This window comes from Pseudomonas sp. B611 (assembly GCF_055407965.1).
In genome coordinates this window covers 95,341-113,145 of the sequence record NZ_JBUZST010000015.1, presented here as the reverse complement: position 1 = coordinate 113,145, position 17,805 = coordinate 95,341, and the positions used below count along the sequence as shown (strand labels likewise).

The window sequence follows — 17,805 nt, the reverse complement described above, 5'->3', positions numbered from 1 at the left end:
TGAGTGACTGATCCACCGCTTTCGCGAGCAAGCCCGCTCCCACATAAGCCCGCTCCCACCTTTGGCTGTGTATTTCAAATCAGGGAATGTAGGGCACCGCGATCAGCAAGATCGCCGTGCCATGGGCCACCGCCGCTGGCAACACGCCATAGCGCATGCGCACCAACGCGCACGCCAACCCTTCAAGCAACGTAAACAGCAACACCGGCCAGCCCAGTTGCGTCACGCTCAACGCCAGGAAAGCATGGCACGCCGCAAACGCCACGGCACTGATCAACGCCGCGCGCAACAGCGTGACGTGTTGCTCCAGATAGCCCTGCAAAAACCCACGAAACAACACTTCCTCCAGGGCATTGGCGCCAAACGCCAAGACCACCATGCCCGGCAACCAGACCCAATAACCGTGGATCGCCGACGCGTCGATACCTTGGTAAATCCGCAGCGGCACGCCGATCAAGCACCCCACCAGCAACCCGCACGCCAAGCCAATGCCAGGGTGGCCGAGGGTCCAGCGGATCAGCCGCCACAGGTCCGGTGCGATGCGTGCCAGCAGCATGATCAGCAGCACCGACAGCCAACCCAGCATCGCCAGCACAAAGGCATTGGCGCTGAAGGCGATCTGCACCTCGCTGCCCAGCGCCCACATACCCAACGGCGTCATCGCGTCGCGCATCAGCACAAACGCGGCCAGCAGAATGAGGATGCGCATCGCCGGCAGCGTCGTGGGTGTCAGCGCAAACCACAGGCCGAACAACAGCAGGCCGGGAGTCAGGTGGCTGGCGTAGTCGGCCAGCACCCACATACCTTCGGTGATCACACACGCGGTTCCTGGCGATCAGGGTTGCGGCGCCGCCACTCGTCCACGACATCGCCCAGGTTTTTGGCGATGTCGTTGCGAATCCAGGCCATGAAAGGACGATCGAATTTGAAGCCGGGGCCGCAGTGTTCCAGCATGAAGCGGCGCACATTCTGGGTGTTTTTATAGCTTGAAGTGACAGGGGTGGTGCGGGTGATGGTGTCGCTGTGCCAGTCAAAATCCATTTTGTCTCTCGGGTGTTTTGTTGTTTGGGCGACAGCATAGCGATATGCCACTTTGCCAGGAAGAATCGGCCGTGAGTATTTGATGTGTTAGGACGTCGTATATGAATAGCCATCGCAAATATGGCCAATAATTTCAAGATATTTCAAATTTCACTTTATTTCGACCTGACAAATACGGCATGGTTGTACGACGACTTAAGCCGTCGTATTCACCCAACAACAATAAGGAAACACCCATGCCCAACGTAAAAGTGTTGATCGGTTTTCTGTGCCTGTTCAGTGGCTATGTGGCTGCCGCTCCAGCGGAAAAGGACGTGGCCCAAGCGGTCGATCAACTGACCCAGGCCATGCTGCATCTGGACCTCAAGCAACTGCATGCGCTGACCTCGGATACGCTCACCTACGGCCATTCCAGCGGCAAAGTGCAGAACAAGGCGCAGTTCATCGCCGACCTGGAAACCCACACCAGCGCCTTCAAGACCCTGGAAATGCAGAACCAGACCATCAGCCTGAACGGCGACACCGCCCTGGTGCGCAACCACTTTCACGCCCTGGCGGTGAACAGCGGCGTCGAAGTGCCCACCGACATCGACAACTTCCAGGTCTGGCAAAAACAGCATGGCAAATGGTTGCTGATCGGGCGCCAGGCCTACAAGTACTGATTTACCACGCCACCACCTTGCGCACCTTGATCAGCGCTTCACGCAGCGCCGGCATGGTCACCGAGCCCAATGCCAGGCGCAACGCGTGGGGCACCTGGGCCGACACCGCAAACGGCTCGGCGGTGGACACGGAAATATGCTCGCGCTGCAAGGTCATGGCGATCTGATCAGCGCGGACCTCCTCCGCCAACGGCAGCCACAGGAAATACGATGACGGGTGACTGATGTAAGCCAGCCCCGTCAGCACCTGCGCCGCCAACGCCTGGCGCGCCTGGGCATCCGCGCGCTTTTGTGCTTCCAACTGGGCGACGGTACCGTCTTCGATCCAGCCCACGGCAATCGCGCACATCACCCCCGGCACGTTCCAGGTGGTGGCCATGATCGTTCGCTCCAACACCTTCGCCCACTCAGCCGGCGCCGCGACAAATCCGACGCGCAGTCCCGTCGCGACACTTTTCGACAGGCCGCCCACGTACACCGTGCGCTCCGGCGCCAAGGTCGCCAGGGGCGGCGGCGGGTTTTCGGCCAAAAACGCGTAGGCGGCGTCCTCGATAATCATCAGATTGTGTTCACGGGCAATGGCCACCAACTGCTCGCGTTGCCCCAGGCTCATGACCCAGCCCAGCGGATTGTGCAGGGTCGGCATGCTGTACACCGCGCGCACTGGGCGTTTGCGGCACAGCTGCTGCAAGTGGTGCAGGTCCGGGCCGGCGGGCGTGACCGGGATCGCGACGATTTCCAGGTGCAGGGTCTCGGCCAGCACCTTGAAGCCTGAATAGGTCAGCGCATCGACGGCGATCACATCCCCCGGCTTGAGCAGCGCCATCATCGTCACCGCCAACCCGTGCTGCGCGCCGCTGACCACCAGCACCTGCTCGGCTTCGACCGCCAGCCCTCGGCTCAACAGATGACGCGCCACCGCCGCGCGCTCATGCAAGCGGCCGGCGTGTGGGTGATAGCGCAACAGCGCTTCCAGGTCGCCGGACAATGCCAACTGGCGCAGGGCCGTGCGCAGCAGATCCGCCTGGCCCGGCAGTGACGGATAGTTGAAGTTCAGGTCCAGCATGCCCGTCGCAACGTTCATCTGGCCGCTGCCCTGCCCCGGCGGCAAGGCGATCTCACGCACGAAGGTGCCGCGCCCGGTTTCACCGCTGACCAGGCCCATGGCCTCCAGCTCGGCGTACACCCGGCTGGCTGTCACCAGCGCCAAGCCATGCTCGGCGGCCAATTGCCGATGGGTCGGCAGGCGTGTGCCGGGCGGCATGCCGCCGTTGCGGATGGCGGCGGCAAAGGAATCGACCAGCGACTTGTAGCGGGCGCGCGGCATAGGGCTGTATCCATGACAATTTTTTGATTGTAATAATCTTCAACTCTAGGATGGCCAGCACGCAATCATTCTTTTTCAGGCCACTGCCCATGGAACGCACTTCTTCCCTCAACCCCCCGGACAGCAGCACCCAGGGTTGGATCAACGGCTTTATCGGCGTAGTGATCTTCAGCGGTTCATTGCCGGCCACGCGCTTGGCGGTGATGGAGTTCGACCCGGTGTTCCTGACGATGATCCGCGCCGCCATCGCCGGCGTACTCGGGCTGATGCTGTTGGCGCTGTTCAAGGAACAACGCCCGGCGCGTAACCAGTGGCTGCCCTTGGTGATCGTCGCGCTGGGCGTGGTCATCGGTTTTCCCTTGCTCACCGCGCTGGCGCTGCAATACGTGACCTCGGCCCACTCCATCGTGTTTATCGGTTTGCTGCCACTGGCTACCGCAGTGTTCGGCGTGCTGCGCGGCGGCGAGCGTCCGCGCCCGGTGTTCTGGCTGTTTTCGATCCTGGGCAGCGTGCTGGTGATGGGTTATGCGTTTGCCCAAGGCTTGAGCGCCGCACCCGCCGGTGATGTGCTGATGCTGTTGGCGGTGCTGGTGTGCGGCCTGGGCTACGCCGAGGGCGCCAAGTTGTCGCGCAGCCTCGGCGGCTGGCAGGTGATCTGCTGGGCACTGGTGGTGTCGCTGCCGGTGGTGCTGCCGTTGAGCCTGATCCTCGCCCCTGCGAGTCTCAGTGGCATCAGCCTGCCCGCGTGGCTGAGCCTGGGCTATGTGGCATTGTTCAGCATGCTGATCGGCTTTGTATTCTGGTATCGCGGCCTGGCCCAGGGCGGCATCGCGGCGGTGGGCCAGTTGCAATTGCTGCAACCGTTCTTCGGCCTGGCGCTGGCGGCTGGCTTGCTGCATGAACAGGTCAGCCTGGGCATGGTGCTGGTCACCGTCGCGGTCATCGGTTGCGTGGCCGGCGCGAAGAAATTCGCCCGTTAGCGCTGCGGCGCGACCATCTTGAACTTGATGTGGATGTCATTGGACACCACGCTGTTGCCGGCCCACTCGCCCTCGCCGATCTTGAAATCGGCGCGCTTGAGGATGAACTCGCCGTCGAACACACCAATGCCGCCCTGCTCCTTGAGCACCACATCCACCGTCACCGGGCGCGTGATGCCTTTGAGGGTGAGGTTGCCGTTGATCTTGAAGTGATTGTCCCCCAGTGCCGTGGCGCCACTGGACTGGTAGACGCCCTGCGGATACGTCGCGGTATCGAACCAGGACGGCCGCTGCAATTGATCATTGGCATCGGCGCTGCCGGCATCGATGCTGGCAAGCTGGATCGTGAGCAGCGCATGGGCCGCCTCGGGGTGCTGCGTGTCAAACGCCAGCGTCCCTTCAAACTCGCCAAAGGTGCCGTAGACCCGCTGCCCGAACTGCTGGAAGGTGAAGCTGATCTGGCTGGCCGCGCGGTTGACGTCCCGATACTCCACGGCCTGGGCACTGGAAAACCCACCCAGGACCAGCGCCAGCCACACGATTGGGAAAAGTCGAAGGTTCATGCAACGCTCCGCAAGAAGTAAGGCCAACGGGTTCCCATCCTGCCCGTGTGCTGCTAAACAGAGTAGCCCCCCAGAACAATAAGGACATTTCATGCAGGCTGCTTCTCTCCAGGACATTACCGCCCCCGAAGGTATCTGCTACGGCTGCGGCGCCAGCAACCCCCATGGCCTGCACATCAAGAGCCGCTGGGACACGGACGGCATCCACCTGATCGCCGAACACCTGCCCGACGCCCAGTACAGTGGCTGGCCCGACCTGGTCTACGGCGGCCTGATCGCCATGCTGGTGGATTGCCATTCCAACTGGACGGCCATGGCCTATCACTACCGTGCAGAACAGCGCGAACCCGGCAGCCTGCCACGCATCGACTGCGTCACTGGCAACCTCGGTATCAAGTTCATCAAGCCCACGCCCATGGGCGTCACCTTGACCTTGCGCGCGCGGGTCGAGGGCGACGTGGGACGCAAAAGCCGCGTGGTCTGCGAGGTGTATGCAGGTGACGTGCTGACGGCCATTGGCGACTCGGTGTTCGTGCGCGTCGACACCGGCCAATTGGCCGCCACCGCCCATGGTCGCGAGGGTTGAAGGTGGTTTACATTGACCGCCACCGCTAATCGAGGATTGCACCGATGACTCGTCTCACCGCGAAAGACTTTGCGCCCGAACTGCTGGAACTCTATGACGGCTACGCCCACGGCAAGATCAACCGCCGCGAATTCCTTGACCGCGCCGCGCTGTTCACTTTTGGCGGCCTGACCGCCTCGGCGTTGCTGGCGGCCCTGAGCCCCAACTACGCGCTGGCCGAACAAGTGAAATTCACCGACCCGGATATCGTCGCCGACTACATCACCTATCCCTCGCCCAAGGGCAACGGCACCGTACGCGGCTACCTGGTGCGCCCGGCCAAGGCCGCAGGCAAATTGCCCGCAGTGGTCGTCGTCCATGAAAACCGTGGCCTCAACCCGTATATCGAAGACGTCGCGCGACGCCTGGCCAAAGCCGGCTTTATCGCCCTGGCACCCGATGGCCTGACCTCGGTGGGCGGCTACCCCGGCAACGATGAAAAAGGCGTGGCACTGCAACAGACCGTTGACCCGACCAAGCTGATGAACGACTTCTTCGCCGCCATCGAATGGCTGATGCACCACGACAGCAGCACCGGAAAAGTCGGCATCACCGGCTTCTGCTACGGCGGCGGCGTGACCAATGCGGCAGCGGTGGCCTACCCGGAATTGGGTGCGGCGGTGTCGTTCTATGGGCGCCAGCCCGAAGCCAAGGACGTACCGCGCATCAAGGCACCGATCATGCTGCATTTTGGCGAGCTGGATACGCGGATCAACGAAGGCTGGCCGGCGTATGAAGCGGCGTTGAAGGCCGCGGGTACTACGTACGAGGGATACATCTACAAGGGCGCCAACCATGGTTTCCACAATGATTCGACGCCACGCTATGACGAGGCGGCGGCGAATCTGGCGTGGGAAAGAACGCTGGGGTGGTTTCGCAAATATCTTGCCTGACACCCATCTGGCTGTAGGCACTGGCGTGTGTGGGCTGGCTTGCCTGCGATAGCGGCCTGACAGGCGCCTGCGGTTTTTCGGATGTACCCCGATCCAAATGTGGGAGCGGGCTTGCTCGCGAAGGCTATGTGTCAGGCGCTGGAGCCTTTGGGTCAGAGTACATATCCATGGCTTCGGTAACGGATATGTACTCCGACCCAAAAACCCAGACCGCCTGCCAGGCCGTCTTCGCGAGCAAGCCCGCTCCCACAGTAGAGCCGGTTTACACACGGTAAAAATCGCCCGACTGCCAGGCCGTCACGGGAGCAAGCTCCCTCGCCACAGGTCCAGCAGCAATGCTCAACGTTGTGCAGATACCTATGGCCACTGGGGCCCACAGTCAATCCTCACAGCGGGTGCGCACCCTCTCGCGGATATGCCTATCAATGCGCCCCTGCGACCGCCTTCAACCAACCCTTGAACGCCAGCATCGCCGACGTTTCGGCCCGCGACTGCAAGCGGGTCAGCCAATAACTGCCGGTGCTGATGCCCACGTCGAAAGGCTGGCGGATGGCATCACTTTCCAACTGGCGCGAAAACATCAGCGCCGGCGCCAACGCCACGCCGATGCCTTGCAGGGCCGATTCCATCATCGCCAGGGACGAGTCGAACACAATGCTGCGCGGCACCAGGGTGTCGGCGGGTAAGCCGGCAGCCTGGAACCACAGGCTCCACTCATCGGCGCGGTAGGAGCGCAGCAAGGTGTGCTTGAGCAGATCGGCTGGCGTGCGCAGTTGCTCGGCGAGGTGCGGCACACACAGCACGGTCAGCGGCGCTTCCAGCAGTTGGCAGGCGTCGGTGCCGTGCCAGGCGCCGGCACCGAAACGGACCGCGTAATCCAGGCCTTCGGCGGCCACGTCCACACGGTTGTTATGGGTGGACAGGCGCAGGTCGATAAACGGATAACGCGCGTGAAAGTCAGGCAGACGCGGCAGCAACCAGCCCACGGCGAAGGTGCCAACCGCGCCCACCGTGAGCACTTCGCGGTAATGCCCGCCTTCGAGCTGGCTGAGGGTCTGGGCGATGCGATCAAAGGACTCACGCACCACCGGCAGCAGGGTTTCGCCTTCACTGGTCAGCATCAAGCCCCGTGGCAGGCGCTTGAACAAGGTGACGTTGAGCTGCGCCTCCAGGCTTTTCACTTGATGGCTGACGGCCGCCTGGGTGACGCACAGTTCGATGGCGGCACGGGTAAAGCTCAAATGCCGGGCCGAGGCCTCGAAGGCACGCAGGGCGTTAAGGGGCAGATGGGAGCGAAGCATGGGCTGGCCCAAATTTTTCTAATGGCTGCTGCGAAATATGATCGTTTGTCCAACGCCTGCGAACTGCCTACATTGGCGGCGCACGCGCAGGCGTCATTCAATCGATCACTCTCATGGAAGCGACATCATGCCCCAACATGCCCGGTTTGGAATGCTTAATTTCAGTGCCATTGCCCTGCTTCTCGGCACGGGCCAATGCCTTGCCGCCACCGACCTGCGCGCCGTAGTGGACGCCAGCGTCAAACCGCTGATGCAACAACAGTCTATTCCGGGACTTGTCGTCGGCGTCCTGCAGGATGGCAAGATGCAATACTTTAACTACGGCGTCGCCAACCAGGACGTCCGGCAGCCCGTCAGCGAAAACACCCTCTTCGAGATCGGCTCGGTGAGCAAAACCTTCACCGCCACCCTCGCAGGTTATGCCGTCGCGACGGGCCAACTCACGCTCTCGGCACCGGCCAGCCAGTACCTGCCAGCGCTGCGTGGCAGCGCGTTCGAGCACATCAGCGTGCTCAACCTCGGCACCTACAGCGCGGGGGGCTTGCCCTTGCAATTCCCGCGCGAGGCCGACAATACCCAGCACATGATCAGTTACTTCCAGCACTGGACGCCCGCCTTCACCCCCGGCACCCAGCGCTTGTATTCCAACCCGAGCCTGGGCCTGTTCGGCTACCTGGCGGCACACAGCCTGAAGCAACCGTTTGACCAGGCGATGGAGAAGACCCTGCTGCCGAAACTGGGCCTCAAGCACACCTTTGTCACCGTGCCGAAAAGCCAGATGAACCTGTACGCCCAAGGCTACGGCAAGGATGGCAAACCCGTGCGCGTCGGTCCCGGCGCCATGGACAGCGAAGCCTACGGCATCAAGACCAGCGCCTCGGACCTGCTGCGCTACGTTCACGTCAACCTCGACCCGACACACCTGGAAAAAGCGTTACAAGAGGCCATCACCCATACCCACACCGGTTACTACACCGTCAACGGCATGACCCAAGGCCTGGGCTGGGAAATGTACCCCTACCCTATCCCGCTCGATGCGCTGGTAAACGGCAACTCCACACAAATGGCCATGGAGCCTCACCCGGTCAAGTGGTTGACGCCCGCACACCCCCCTCGCGCTGGCATGCTGATCAACAAAACCGGTTCTACCAGCGGGTTTGGCGCCTACGTGGCGTATGTGCCGAGCAAGGGCTTGGGGGTAGTGATTCTGGCAAACAAGAACTACCCGAATGGCGAGCGGGTAAAGGTCGCGCACGCAATCCTGGAAGCAATGCAGCGTTAACCATCACACCGGTGCCCGACCGTACGCGGCCAAGCCGGCGGGCATCAAAAAGATCAATTCCAGGCTGGACAGCCAAACCTTCGAATTGTAGATTGGATACAGTTGTCAGTATTCAAGTGTTCCATCCACAACAAAAAAGGTACGTGAAATGGCAAACTGGAAAGGTGTGTTCCCCGCAGTCACCACCAAGCTGACCCCCGACGGCGACGTCGATCTGGCCGCAACCCGGGCCAGCATCGAGCGCTTGATCAGCGAAGGCGTCTCTGGCGTTATCGTCCTGCCGATGCTGGGCGAAAACGCGTCGATGAACATGCAAGAACGTGAATCGGTGATTCGCGCGGCGGTCGAGGTGGCCGACGGACGCGTCCCAGTGTTGTCAGGCCTGGCCGAAATCACCCTGCAAACTGCGAAGAAGCATGCGGCGCTCTACAAAAGCTTCGGCGCACAAGGCCTGATGGTCTTCCCGAGCCTGGGCTACAAGACCGACCACCGCGAGACGGTCGAGTGGTACAAGGGCATCGCCAGTGCCACCGACCTGCCGATCATGATCTACAACAACCCCGTCGCGTACGGCGTGGACTGCACGCCGGCGATCCTCGCAGACCTGGTGGACACGCCGCAGATCGTCTGCATCAAGGAAGAAACCGGCGATATCCGCCGCGTCACCGACATGTACGTCGAGTTCGGCAATCGCTTCAGCATCTTTTGCGGGGTTGATGACCTGATCGTCGAGAGCTGCGCACTCGGCGTCACCGGCTGGGTGTCCGGCATGACCAACGTGTGGCCGGCTGAATGCGTGAAGCTGTTCAACCTCTGTGCCGAGCAACGTTTCGCTGAAGCCCGCGAGCTGTATCACATCCTCACCCCCTCCTTTCACCTGGATGTGCACGTCAAGCTGGTGCAATACATCAAGCTGGCCGAGCACCTGGTATACGGCGCGCCCGAGTGGACACGCGCACCGCGCCTGGCGTTGGTAGGCCAGGAACGCGAGTACGTCATCAATACCGTGCAAAAAGCCATCGACACCCTGGCTGCGCGCGGCTGACCCTGCGCGGGCCCCTTGCCTGCAAGAGGGCCCGCCCCTTTCACTGAAAGAGAACTGCCATGTCTATTACAGGTCATTTGTTGATCGGTCAGTCGAGGGTTGCCGGTGCAAACGGTCAACTGCAGGGCATCAACGCCGCGACGGGCGAGCCGCTATCGCCAGTATTCGGTGGCGCCAGCCTGGGTGATCTCGAGGTCGCCTGCGCCTTGGCGGACGCGGCGCTCGACAACTACCGCGAAACCATGCCCGAGGTCCGGGCGGTGTTTTTGCAAACCATCGCCCGCCACATCCTGGCACTGGGTGACGCACTGATCGAGCGCTGCATGGCCGAAACCGGTCTGCCTCGCGGGCGAGTCGAAGGCGAACGCGCCCGCACTGTCGGCCAGCTAGCGCTGTTCGCATCGGCTGTTCGCGAGGGTAGCTTCCTAGGGGTACGTATTGACCCGGCAATCCCCGCCCGCACGCCGCAAGCCCGCGCAGATATTCGACTACGCAACATTGCCATCGGCCCGGTGGCGGTCTTTGGTGCCTCCAACTTTCCCTTGGCCTTTTCGGTCGCCGGAGGCGATACCGTCTCCGCGCTCGCTGCCGGTTGCCCCGTCATTGTGAAGGCCCACTCTGCGCATCCGGGCACGTCCGAACTGGTCGGTCGGGCGATTCAACGATCAGTGCGCGAATGCAACTTGCCGGAGGGGGTGTTTTCCCTGCTGTTCGATGCGCAGCACACGATCGGCCAGGCCCTTGTTGCCGATTATCGAATCAAGGCTGTTGGCTTCACCGGTTCGCAACAGGCCGGCCTGGCACTGATGAGCATCGCCGCGGCACGCCAGGAGCCGATCCCGGTCTATGCAGAAATGAGCGCGATCAACCCCGTTGTCTTGCTGCCCCATGCATTGGCCGCACGTGGCACCCAGATCGCAGGCGCGTTTACCACCTCGCTGACCTTGGGCGCAGGCCAGTTCTGCACGAACCCTGGGTTGATCCTGGCCATTGAAGGCCCGGAACTCGTGGCCTTTGAACGTGCCGCAAGCGAGGCCCTGACCACACTGCCTGCGGCGACCATGCTGACGCGCCAGATCCACGCAAACTATTGCGAGGGGGTCGATAAGCTAAACGCACACCCCGCGGTGGAGCTGCTTGCCCGGGGCAAGCCGGGCGAGCGTTTTCAAGGGCAGCCGGCCCTGTTTGCTGCGAGCGCCGCCGCGTTCCTCGCACAACCACAGCTGCGCGAAGAGCTGTTCGGCGCCTCATCGTTGATTGTTCGCTGCCCTGATGCAGCAACGTTGCAGCAGGTTCTCAGCGCAGTGGGCGGCCAATTGACGATTGCGGTTCACGCCCACACAAGCGACTACCCGACACTGGCGGCACTGCTGCCTACCCTGGAGAAAAAGGCCGGCCGCGTGCTGCTGGACGGTTTTGGTACCGGCGTGGAGGTCGGCCATGCCATGGTCCATGGCGGGCCCTTCCCTGCCACATCAGACTCGCGTACCACCTCGGTGGGCAGCTTGGCGATCCAGCGTTTTCTGCGACCTGTGTGCTATCAGGATTTTCCCCAGGCACTATTGCCCCCTGCGCTTCAGGATCAAAATCCATTCGGCATTGCCCGGCGGGTGGACGGTACGGTTGAGCCTTGACGGTGAAATGTTTCGCTCTCATCTATTGGAAGCGTCCTACGCTCGTGTGCCTGAGGTATGATCGCCTGAAGAGGATCTCAAATCCTGGATCCACTCACCTGCCAGTAGCTGAAGAATGTCTAAAAAAGAACCCTCGCCCAACCTGCGCATCAAACGTCAAAGCTTGCCTGAAACCTTGGCGGAATCACTGCGTGAGCGGATTCTCAACGGGGAATTCAAGGAAGGTGAGTCACTGATCCAGGAGACCATTGCGACGGAGTACGGCGTCAGCCGCATGCCAGTGCGTGAAGCTTTCAAGGAGCTGGAGGCATCCGGCCTGATCACCACTCAGATCCACAAAGGCTCGGTGGTAAAGTCCATCCCGCCGGAGCAGATCGAGGAGTTGTTTGACCTGCGCGCGCTGCTGGAGTCAGAGCTGCTGGAACGTTCGCTGCCGAAAATGACAGACGCGCATTTCGCCGCCACCAAACGACTGCTGCCTCAACTCGAGGCGGCTTATGTGAACGATGACATTGCGCAATGGGGCAGACTCAACTGGCTATTCCACGAAAGCCTGTACGCAGCGGCCGATCGCGTGCAGACCTTGGCGATCGTTCAGGGCATCAACGTCCAGACTGATCGTTACATTCGCTTGCAACTGTTGTTGACCGCCGGCAAAAAAGAAGCCGAAGTCGATCACCGTGAATTGCTCAAGCTGTGCGAAGCAGGCGACGTCAAAAAAGCCGTGCAGTTCCTACGCAAACATATCCAACGGGCGGGTCATGACCTGGTCACGCTGCTCAAGAAAAAACGCGAGAAAGAAAACCAGGCCTGAGCCCCAAGGCCCCTCCTTCAACGAAGGGGCCTGCCATCCTGTGCGCTTAACCCAGTTGAAACCCATGCGCCAACGGGTCACGGTCATCCACAAACAGCGTGTTATGCCCCGTCACCCGAGCCCAACCGGCGACACTCGGCAAGATCCCGGCAAACGCACCGACTTCAGTCGCCGACTCGACCCGACAATCAAACAGCGTGCCGATGATACTTTCGTGAACAAACTCATCGCCCACCTTCAAGCGATTTCTGGCAACCAACTGCGCCATACGCGCCGAGGAACCGGTGCCACACGGTGAGCGGTCAATGGCCTTGTCACCATAGAACACCGCATTACGCGCATCGGCACGAGGGTTTCTGGGTTTGTCGCACCACATCACATGGCTGACACCCTGGATACGCGCGTCCAGCGGGTGCACCGGCGCCAGCAACGCTTGCGCCGCCTGGCGCACCAAGGGGCTCAACCGCACAATCTCGCTGACCGCCATTGCGTCCAGGCCTGCCCAACCTGCCTGGGGCTCGATGATCACGTAGAAATTCCCCCCATAGGCCAGGTCGATCGTCAACTTGCCCAGGGTCGGCACGTCGAGCTGCACATCGGTGGCGTGGAGATAACTGGCAACGTTGTAGAGACGAACCTGCTCCACGTAGGCGCCATTTTTCACATAGTCAATTGCTACACGCCCCGCTGGCGCCTCGATTGCCAGCGTGCCTTCGATTCGAGGCACCACAAGGCCCGCTTCCAACGCAGCGGTCACCGTGCCGATTGTGCCGTGCCCGCACATTGGCAGGCAGCCGCTGACCTCGATGAACAGCACGCCGATGTCGCAATCCTCACGGGATGACGGATAGAGAATGCTACCGGACATCACATCATGCCCCCGCGGTTCGAACATCAACGCTTGGCGAACCCAATCGTGTTCACGCTGAAAAATCTGGCGTTTTTCAGCCATCGAAACGTTGGGCAGCAAAGGCGCGCCGGCGGTTACCACCCGTACCGGGTTGCCACAGGTATGTGCATCAATGCAGAAGAACGTATGACGAGACATGGAGATCCCCTTCTTGGCGGTTTAGTTGAAGCGGCTGATTGCATAGGGTTCGAGATCGATTTGCGGCGGCTTGCCCAAGGCAATGTCGCTGACCAGGCGTCCGGTGGTTGCGCCCTGCGTCAGGCCGAGGTGGCCATGACCGAATGCATAAATCACCGCTGGGTTGCGCGGTGATGGCCCGATCACCGGCAGGCTGTCGGGGGTTGCCGGGCGATGTCCAGCCCAACACGTGCCACCCTCGGTCTGCAGTCCGGGAAGGTAGTGGGCGGCCAGCCGGGCCAACGCGTGGGAACGCTTGAAGTTCGCCGCCGCATTCAAGCCGCCGAACTCAGCGGCACCACCGATCCTCAAGCCGCAGCTCAACGGCGTGGCGACAAAATGTCGTTCCGCGAAGATGATCTCCCTGGACAGCACTACGCCGGGCGCGGCCAGGGTGGTGTTGTAACCGCGCTCGCTTTCCAGCAAAACCTTGTCGCCGACAGCACGGGCAAGCTGCCCAGACCACGCGCCTGCCGCCACCACGACTTTATCGGCCTGCACCCACTGACCCTCGCCGAGCCTTACCGATACAGCTTCCCCATCAAGGCCTGGCCCGATACCAGAGACCTCGCCAACCCGAATGCATAGTCCTCGGCCGATCAGTGACTGGCGCAATTTATCGACAAGGATTTTGGGGTCCCGCACATGGGACCACTGCGGCGTAAACACCCCGTGGGTGATGGATGAACTCAGCGCAGGTTCGATTTCTCGCGCTTCGTTACCACTCAACGCAAGCACCTCAACGCCGTGGGCACGCTTGAGCGCCCACTGTGCGGCATCGTTTTCGAATGCCGCCGGTTTCTCGTAAACCGTCAAGGCGCCAAGTTGCCGCAATTCGTCAAGCAGGCCGTTTTCACCGAGCAGTGGCAGCAGATCCACATAGACCCGCGTGTTCAGGGCAGCCAGCGCCTGCGCGATGTGCCGGACCTGCGCAGGACGACCGGCCCCGGAAAAACGCAACAGCCACGGGATCAGCCTGGGCGCATGAGCCGCCCGTATCGCCAGGGGGCCCAAAGGGTCGAGCAACCAACGCGGCACCTTCCACAACATACCAGGCACCGAGGCCGGAACCACCTCTGTGACCGCAATCCCGCCGGCATTGCCAAACGAGGCTTTATCACCTTGAGGGTCCCGATCGATCAAGGTAACTCGGGCCCCGTCCTTCAACAGATGGTGCGCCGTCGATAACCCCACAATACCGGCGCCAATGACGAGTACGTGCTTCATGTATCACACCTATTCCAGATGGAAAAATGCCTGTTTACAGAGATCCATGCACAGGCCTCAGCAGACAAATCTAACGGAATGTAGATTGGATACATTAAACACAGATTGTCAATCACCTGATTGATGCCTGCCAAGGCTAGACACACTTGTTTGCCGGTAACATCTTTTCTACAACACATAACTAACTGTTTTATTTAACTAATTTTGTAATGTTCGGAATTTTTTAATGGCCAACACACAAAAAAACACGTCATCCCTCTTTTTCGATCAGTAAACGTTTGGTAGATTTTTGACCATAGTAGATTGGATACAACCTACAAAAAGTGCATCTTCCCCTAAAACAACAATACCAACCACAGCAGGGACTCCTCATGAACATTGCACGCCATGCAAGCGCCGCTCTCTTGCTCACCCTCACAGCAACCGCCTCGATGGTTTCGACCGCGGCCGACTCGACCTTGGACCAGATCATCGCGACCAAAACCCTTCGCTGCGGCGTCCAGCTCGACTACCCACCCGCCGGCTTTCGCAACCCCGCCAACGAGCCGGATGGCTACGACGTTCAGTACTGCAAGGACATGGCAAAAGCCCTTGGCGTAAAACCCGTGATTGTCGAAACCCCCTCCTCCGAACGCATACCAGCACTGGTGTCCAACCGCATCGACGTGCTGATCGCCTCCACGTCTATCTCACCCCAGCGTGCGATGAGCGTGAGTTTTTCCCAGCCCTACGTGAACTACACCAACGTTGTGCTTACCCGCAAAGACGCGGGCATTGAAGGCTTCGAAGACCTGAAGGGGCGCACGATTGGCGGCGTTACAGGCACCACCACCGAGCAGGAATTGCAGGTACTGCGCAAAGGCTGGAATGACAGCAGCGGCAGCTACACCGGGTTTGGCAGCGAGGCGGAAAGCTACCTGGCCCTGGCCCAGGGAAAGATCGATGGCGTGATCATCGGCAATGCATCGGCGGCCGCGCTGGTCCAGAGCGGGCAATTCCCGACGCTGGCCATCAAAGGTATCGCCCCGACACCGCCCGACCTGTGTGGCATCGCGGTAAAGAAATCCGACACGCAAATGCTCAATTGGGTAAAGACGTTCGTCTGGGCCCAAGTAAAAAACGGACGCTACACAGAGCTGTATGCGCAGTACTTCGGTGACGGCGAAGCGCCTTCGCTGGCGGTTGCCGGCGTGGACTACTAACCCCTTCCTTGAGCGGCGCACCTTGGCCGCTCCAGCCCGGAGCCTGCGTTATGTTTGGATATACGTTTTACTGGTCAATGGTGTGGGACAAGCTCCCCGAGCTGGTCGAAGGTGCCCGCACCACACTCACGCTGACCGTGCTTTCAATGATCATCGGCACGTTGGTCGCCCTGGTCCTGACCCTGTTGCGCCGCCAGGGAAAAAGCCCCGGCTACACGCTTGCCACCACCTGGGTCGAAGTGGCGCGAAATACACCGGCGCTGTTCCAGGTCTATATGATTTATTTTGGCCTGGGGGCGCTGGGGCTGCACTTTTCCAGCTACCTGGCGATGCTGCTGGCGTTGTCGTTCAACAATGCCGGCTACCTGGCCGAGATCTTTCGGGGTGGGCTGCAAGCCATTCCGAAACAACAGCACACGGCCGCTCGCTCCCTGGGGATCTCTTCCTTCGCCGCCTACACCCACGTGGTCTTCCCGCAGCTGTTCCGGGTTGTCTATTTCCCCTACGTCAACCAGCTCAACTGGGCCCTGCTCAACAGTTCCCTGGGCATGATCATTGGCCTGCGCGAACTGACGGGCGCCACCCAGGCGGCCCAGTCCGAATCATTCAGGACATTCGAGTTTTTCCTTGTCGCCGCCGGGATGTACTACGTCATGTCCAAGCTTATCGAGGGCGGCGCCCGACTCACTTTCTGGCGCGTGTTCAAGGGGTAAGCCACCATGCAATTCCAACTGGCGTATTCAGGCCTGCAGTGGAGCGATATCGGCTTTTTGCTCAGCGGCATCTGGCACACACTTCTACTCACACTCCTGGCGACCTTTCTCGGCACTTGCATCGGCATCCTGGTCGGCTGGCTTCGGCAGGAATCCGTGGTTGCCCGCCTGGCACTGGGGCCCTTGGTCAACGTCATTCGCAGCATCCCGCTGATCATCCAGTTCATCCTGGCCAACAGCTTTTTTGCCATGGCCGGCTACGCGCTGAGCCCGCTGCTGATCGGCGTCGTCGTCCTGAGCCTGTACATGGGCATGCTGACCTCGGAGCTGGTGCGTGCGGGCCTGGCATCGATCCGTCCCCAGCTGAAAAAAGCCGGCCGCTCACTGGGGTTGGACTATTGGCAAACGCTGCGTCACATCTCTGCTCCGCTTGCCTTTCGCACGTTGCTTCCTGGCTGGATTGGCACCGTGATCGGCCTGACCAAAGACACCGCACTGGTGAGCGTGGTGGGTTATATCGAGCTGCTGCGGGCCTCGCAGATTTTGATCAACCGCTCAAACGAAGCACTTCTGGTTCTGGCCGGCGCGGGGCTTTTCTACTTCGCCATCTGCTACCCCATTTCGCGCTACAGCCGCCACCTCGAAAAGGTAATGCACCATGATTGATATCAAGGATGTCCGCAAAAGCTTTGGCCCTGTTGAAGTGATCAAGGGCGTCAACCTGACGATCCACAAGGGCGAGGTGTTGTGCCTGATTGGCGCCAGTGGCTCCGGCAAGTCGACCTTGCTGCAGTGCATCAATGGCCTGGAACCGATACAGGGCGGCAGCATCCTGGTGGATGGCACGAATGTGCACGCCAAGGGCACCGACTTGAACAAGCTGCGCCAACGGCTCGGCATCGTGTTCCAGCAGTACAATGCCTTCCCCCACCTCACCGCACTGGAAAACGTGGCCCTGGCACCGCGCCTGGTCAAAAAGATCCCCAAGACCCAGGCACTGGAGCTGGCGTTTGAGCACCTGGCGTTCGTCGGGCTCGACAACCGCGCCGACATGCGTCCCGCCAGCCTCTCCGGGGGCCAGCAGCAACGACTGGCAATTGCCCGCGCCCTGGCCATGCAGCCCGACTACATGCTGTTCGACGAAGTGACGTCCGCGCTCGACCCCGAACTGGTCGGCGAAGTGCTGGATACCATTCGCAAGCTCAAGGGCTCAGGCATGACGCTGGTCATGGTGACCCATGACATCGCCTTCGCCCGCGAGTCCGCAGACCGCATCGCCTTCTTCGACAATGGTCTGATTTGCGAAGTGGGTGATGCACGCCAGGTGGTCAACGCACCGCAGCAGGAACGCACTCGCCAGTTTCTCCAGCGCGTTCTGCACTGAGTTCCTTGAGCCGGCCCCTTCACAG

19 protein-coding genes are annotated in these 17,805 nt (G+C 60.9%); 12 read left to right on the top strand and 7 right to left on the bottom strand.

Annotated features, from left to right (window positions below; translation table 11 throughout):
• Nucleotides 1–79: 79 nt before the first annotated feature.
• Entirely contained in the window at nt 80–817 is a 738-nt protein-coding gene (locus tag ACZRMO_RS24125; RefSeq protein ID WP_463974455.1) for a CPBP family intramembrane glutamic endopeptidase, read from the bottom strand.
• A complete protein-coding gene (locus tag ACZRMO_RS24120) occupies nt 814–1,041 on the bottom strand; it encodes a DUF6434 domain-containing protein (RefSeq protein WP_463974454.1) in 228 nt (75 codons plus the stop codon). Before ACZRMO_RS24120 ends, ACZRMO_RS24125 begins: the two co-directional genes overlap by 4 nt.
• 236 nt (nt 1,042–1,277) lie before the next feature.
• Here ACZRMO_RS24120 and ACZRMO_RS24115 point away from each other — a divergent pair, with 236 nt between their 5' ends.
• Complete coding sequence (locus tag ACZRMO_RS24115) at nt 1,278–1,703, top strand: nuclear transport factor 2 family protein (RefSeq protein WP_017736083.1); 426 nt, start codon at nt 1,278–1,280, stop codon at nt 1,701–1,703.
• Nucleotide 1,704: 1 nt separating this feature from the next.
• Here ACZRMO_RS24115 and ACZRMO_RS24110 read toward each other — a convergent pair whose 3' ends face one another.
• Nucleotides 1,705–3,030 carry an aminotransferase-like domain-containing protein gene (locus ACZRMO_RS24110; protein ID WP_463974453.1) on the bottom strand — a complete coding sequence of 442 codons (1,326 nt, stop codon included), beginning with the start codon at nt 3,028–3,030 and terminating at the stop codon, nt 1,705–1,707.
• Between the two features lie 89 nt (nt 3,031–3,119).
• Between ACZRMO_RS24110 and ACZRMO_RS24105 the strand changes: the two genes are divergently transcribed.
• Nucleotides 3,120–4,010 (top strand): DMT family transporter, encoded by an 891-nt coding sequence (locus ACZRMO_RS24105; RefSeq protein ID WP_463974452.1) that lies wholly within the window; start codon nt 3,120–3,122, stop codon nt 4,008–4,010.
• On the opposite strand, the gene ACZRMO_RS24100 is transcribed toward ACZRMO_RS24105, so the two are convergent.
• Nucleotides 4,007–4,573: a YceI family protein gene (locus ACZRMO_RS24100; protein ID WP_463974451.1), complete on the bottom strand. Its 567-nt coding sequence runs from the start codon at nt 4,571–4,573 to the stop codon at nt 4,007–4,009. The genes ACZRMO_RS24105 and ACZRMO_RS24100 overlap by 4 nt on opposite strands.
• Before the next feature lie 91 nt (nt 4,574–4,664).
• On the opposite strand from ACZRMO_RS24100, the gene ACZRMO_RS24095 reads away from it, so the two are divergent.
• Nucleotides 4,665–5,159 (top strand): PaaI family thioesterase, encoded by a 495-nt coding sequence (locus tag ACZRMO_RS24095; RefSeq protein ID WP_463974450.1) that lies wholly within the window; start codon nt 4,665–4,667, stop codon nt 5,157–5,159.
• A gap of 44 nt (nt 5,160–5,203) precedes the next feature.
• A complete protein-coding gene (gene yghX, locus ACZRMO_RS24090; protein ID WP_463974449.1) occupies nt 5,204–6,091 on the top strand; it encodes a YghX family hydrolase in 888 nt (295 codons plus the stop codon).
• Between the two features lie 422 nt (nt 6,092–6,513).
• Here yghX and ACZRMO_RS24085 read toward each other — a convergent pair whose 3' ends face one another.
• Nucleotides 6,514–7,392: a LysR family transcriptional regulator gene (locus tag ACZRMO_RS24085; protein ID WP_463974448.1), complete on the bottom strand. Its 879-nt coding sequence runs from the start codon at nt 7,390–7,392 to the stop codon at nt 6,514–6,516.
• A gap of 127 nt (nt 7,393–7,519) precedes the next feature.
• Here ACZRMO_RS24085 and ampC point away from each other — a divergent pair, with 127 nt between their 5' ends.
• The 4 genes from ampC to ACZRMO_RS24065 all read left to right on the top strand — a co-directional run bounded on the left by ampC (nt 7,520) and on the right by ACZRMO_RS24065 (nt 12,167).
• Nucleotides 7,520–8,674 carry a class C beta-lactamase gene (gene ampC / locus ACZRMO_RS24080; RefSeq protein ID WP_463974447.1) on the top strand — a complete coding sequence of 385 codons (1,155 nt, stop codon included), beginning with the start codon at nt 7,520–7,522 and terminating at the stop codon, nt 8,672–8,674.
• Between the two features lie 148 nt (nt 8,675–8,822).
• Nucleotides 8,823–9,719: a dihydrodipicolinate synthase family protein gene (locus ACZRMO_RS24075; protein WP_463974446.1), complete on the top strand. Its 897-nt coding sequence runs from the start codon at nt 8,823–8,825 to the stop codon at nt 9,717–9,719.
• A gap of 59 nt (nt 9,720–9,778) precedes the next feature.
• Complete coding sequence (locus ACZRMO_RS24070) at nt 9,779–11,353, top strand: aldehyde dehydrogenase (NADP(+)) (protein ID WP_463974445.1); 1,575 nt, start codon at nt 9,779–9,781, stop codon at nt 11,351–11,353.
• A 115-nt stretch (nt 11,354–11,468) separates the two neighbouring features.
• Nucleotides 11,469–12,167 carry a GntR family transcriptional regulator gene (locus ACZRMO_RS24065; protein ID WP_463974444.1) on the top strand — a complete coding sequence of 233 codons (699 nt, stop codon included), beginning with the start codon at nt 11,469–11,471 and terminating at the stop codon, nt 12,165–12,167.
• 46 nt (nt 12,168–12,213) lie between these two features.
• Here ACZRMO_RS24065 and ACZRMO_RS24060 read toward each other — a convergent pair whose 3' ends face one another.
• Nucleotides 12,214–13,215: a 4-hydroxyproline epimerase gene (locus tag ACZRMO_RS24060; RefSeq protein ID WP_463974443.1), complete on the bottom strand. Its 1,002-nt coding sequence runs from the start codon at nt 13,213–13,215 to the stop codon at nt 12,214–12,216.
• Nucleotides 13,216–13,236: 21 nt separating this feature from the next.
• Nucleotides 13,237–14,481 carry an NAD(P)/FAD-dependent oxidoreductase gene (locus ACZRMO_RS24055; protein WP_463974442.1) on the bottom strand — a complete coding sequence of 415 codons (1,245 nt, stop codon included), beginning with the start codon at nt 14,479–14,481 and terminating at the stop codon, nt 13,237–13,239.
• A 371-nt stretch (nt 14,482–14,852) separates the two neighbouring features.
• On the opposite strand from ACZRMO_RS24055, the gene ACZRMO_RS24050 reads away from it, so the two are divergent.
• From ACZRMO_RS24050 to ACZRMO_RS24035, 4 genes are read left to right on the top strand one after another with little or no spacing between them, the layout of a single operon-like run.
• Nucleotides 14,853–15,683, top strand: a complete 831-nt coding sequence (locus tag ACZRMO_RS24050) for a transporter substrate-binding domain-containing protein (protein WP_463974441.1) — start codon at nt 14,853–14,855, stop codon at nt 15,681–15,683.
• Nucleotides 15,684–15,733: 50 nt separating this feature from the next.
• Entirely contained in the window at nt 15,734–16,396 is a 663-nt protein-coding gene (locus ACZRMO_RS24045; RefSeq protein ID WP_463974440.1) for an amino acid ABC transporter permease, read from the top strand.
• 6 nt (nt 16,397–16,402) lie between these two features.
• Nucleotides 16,403–17,062, top strand: a complete 660-nt coding sequence (locus ACZRMO_RS24040) for an amino acid ABC transporter permease (protein ID WP_463974439.1) — start codon at nt 16,403–16,405, stop codon at nt 17,060–17,062.
• A complete protein-coding gene (locus ACZRMO_RS24035) occupies nt 17,055–17,780 on the top strand; it encodes an amino acid ABC transporter ATP-binding protein (RefSeq protein ID WP_463974438.1) in 726 nt (241 codons plus the stop codon). The genes ACZRMO_RS24040 and ACZRMO_RS24035 overlap by 8 nt, the downstream gene beginning before the upstream one ends.
• The last annotated feature ends 25 nt before the right edge of the window (nt 17,781–17,805 follow it).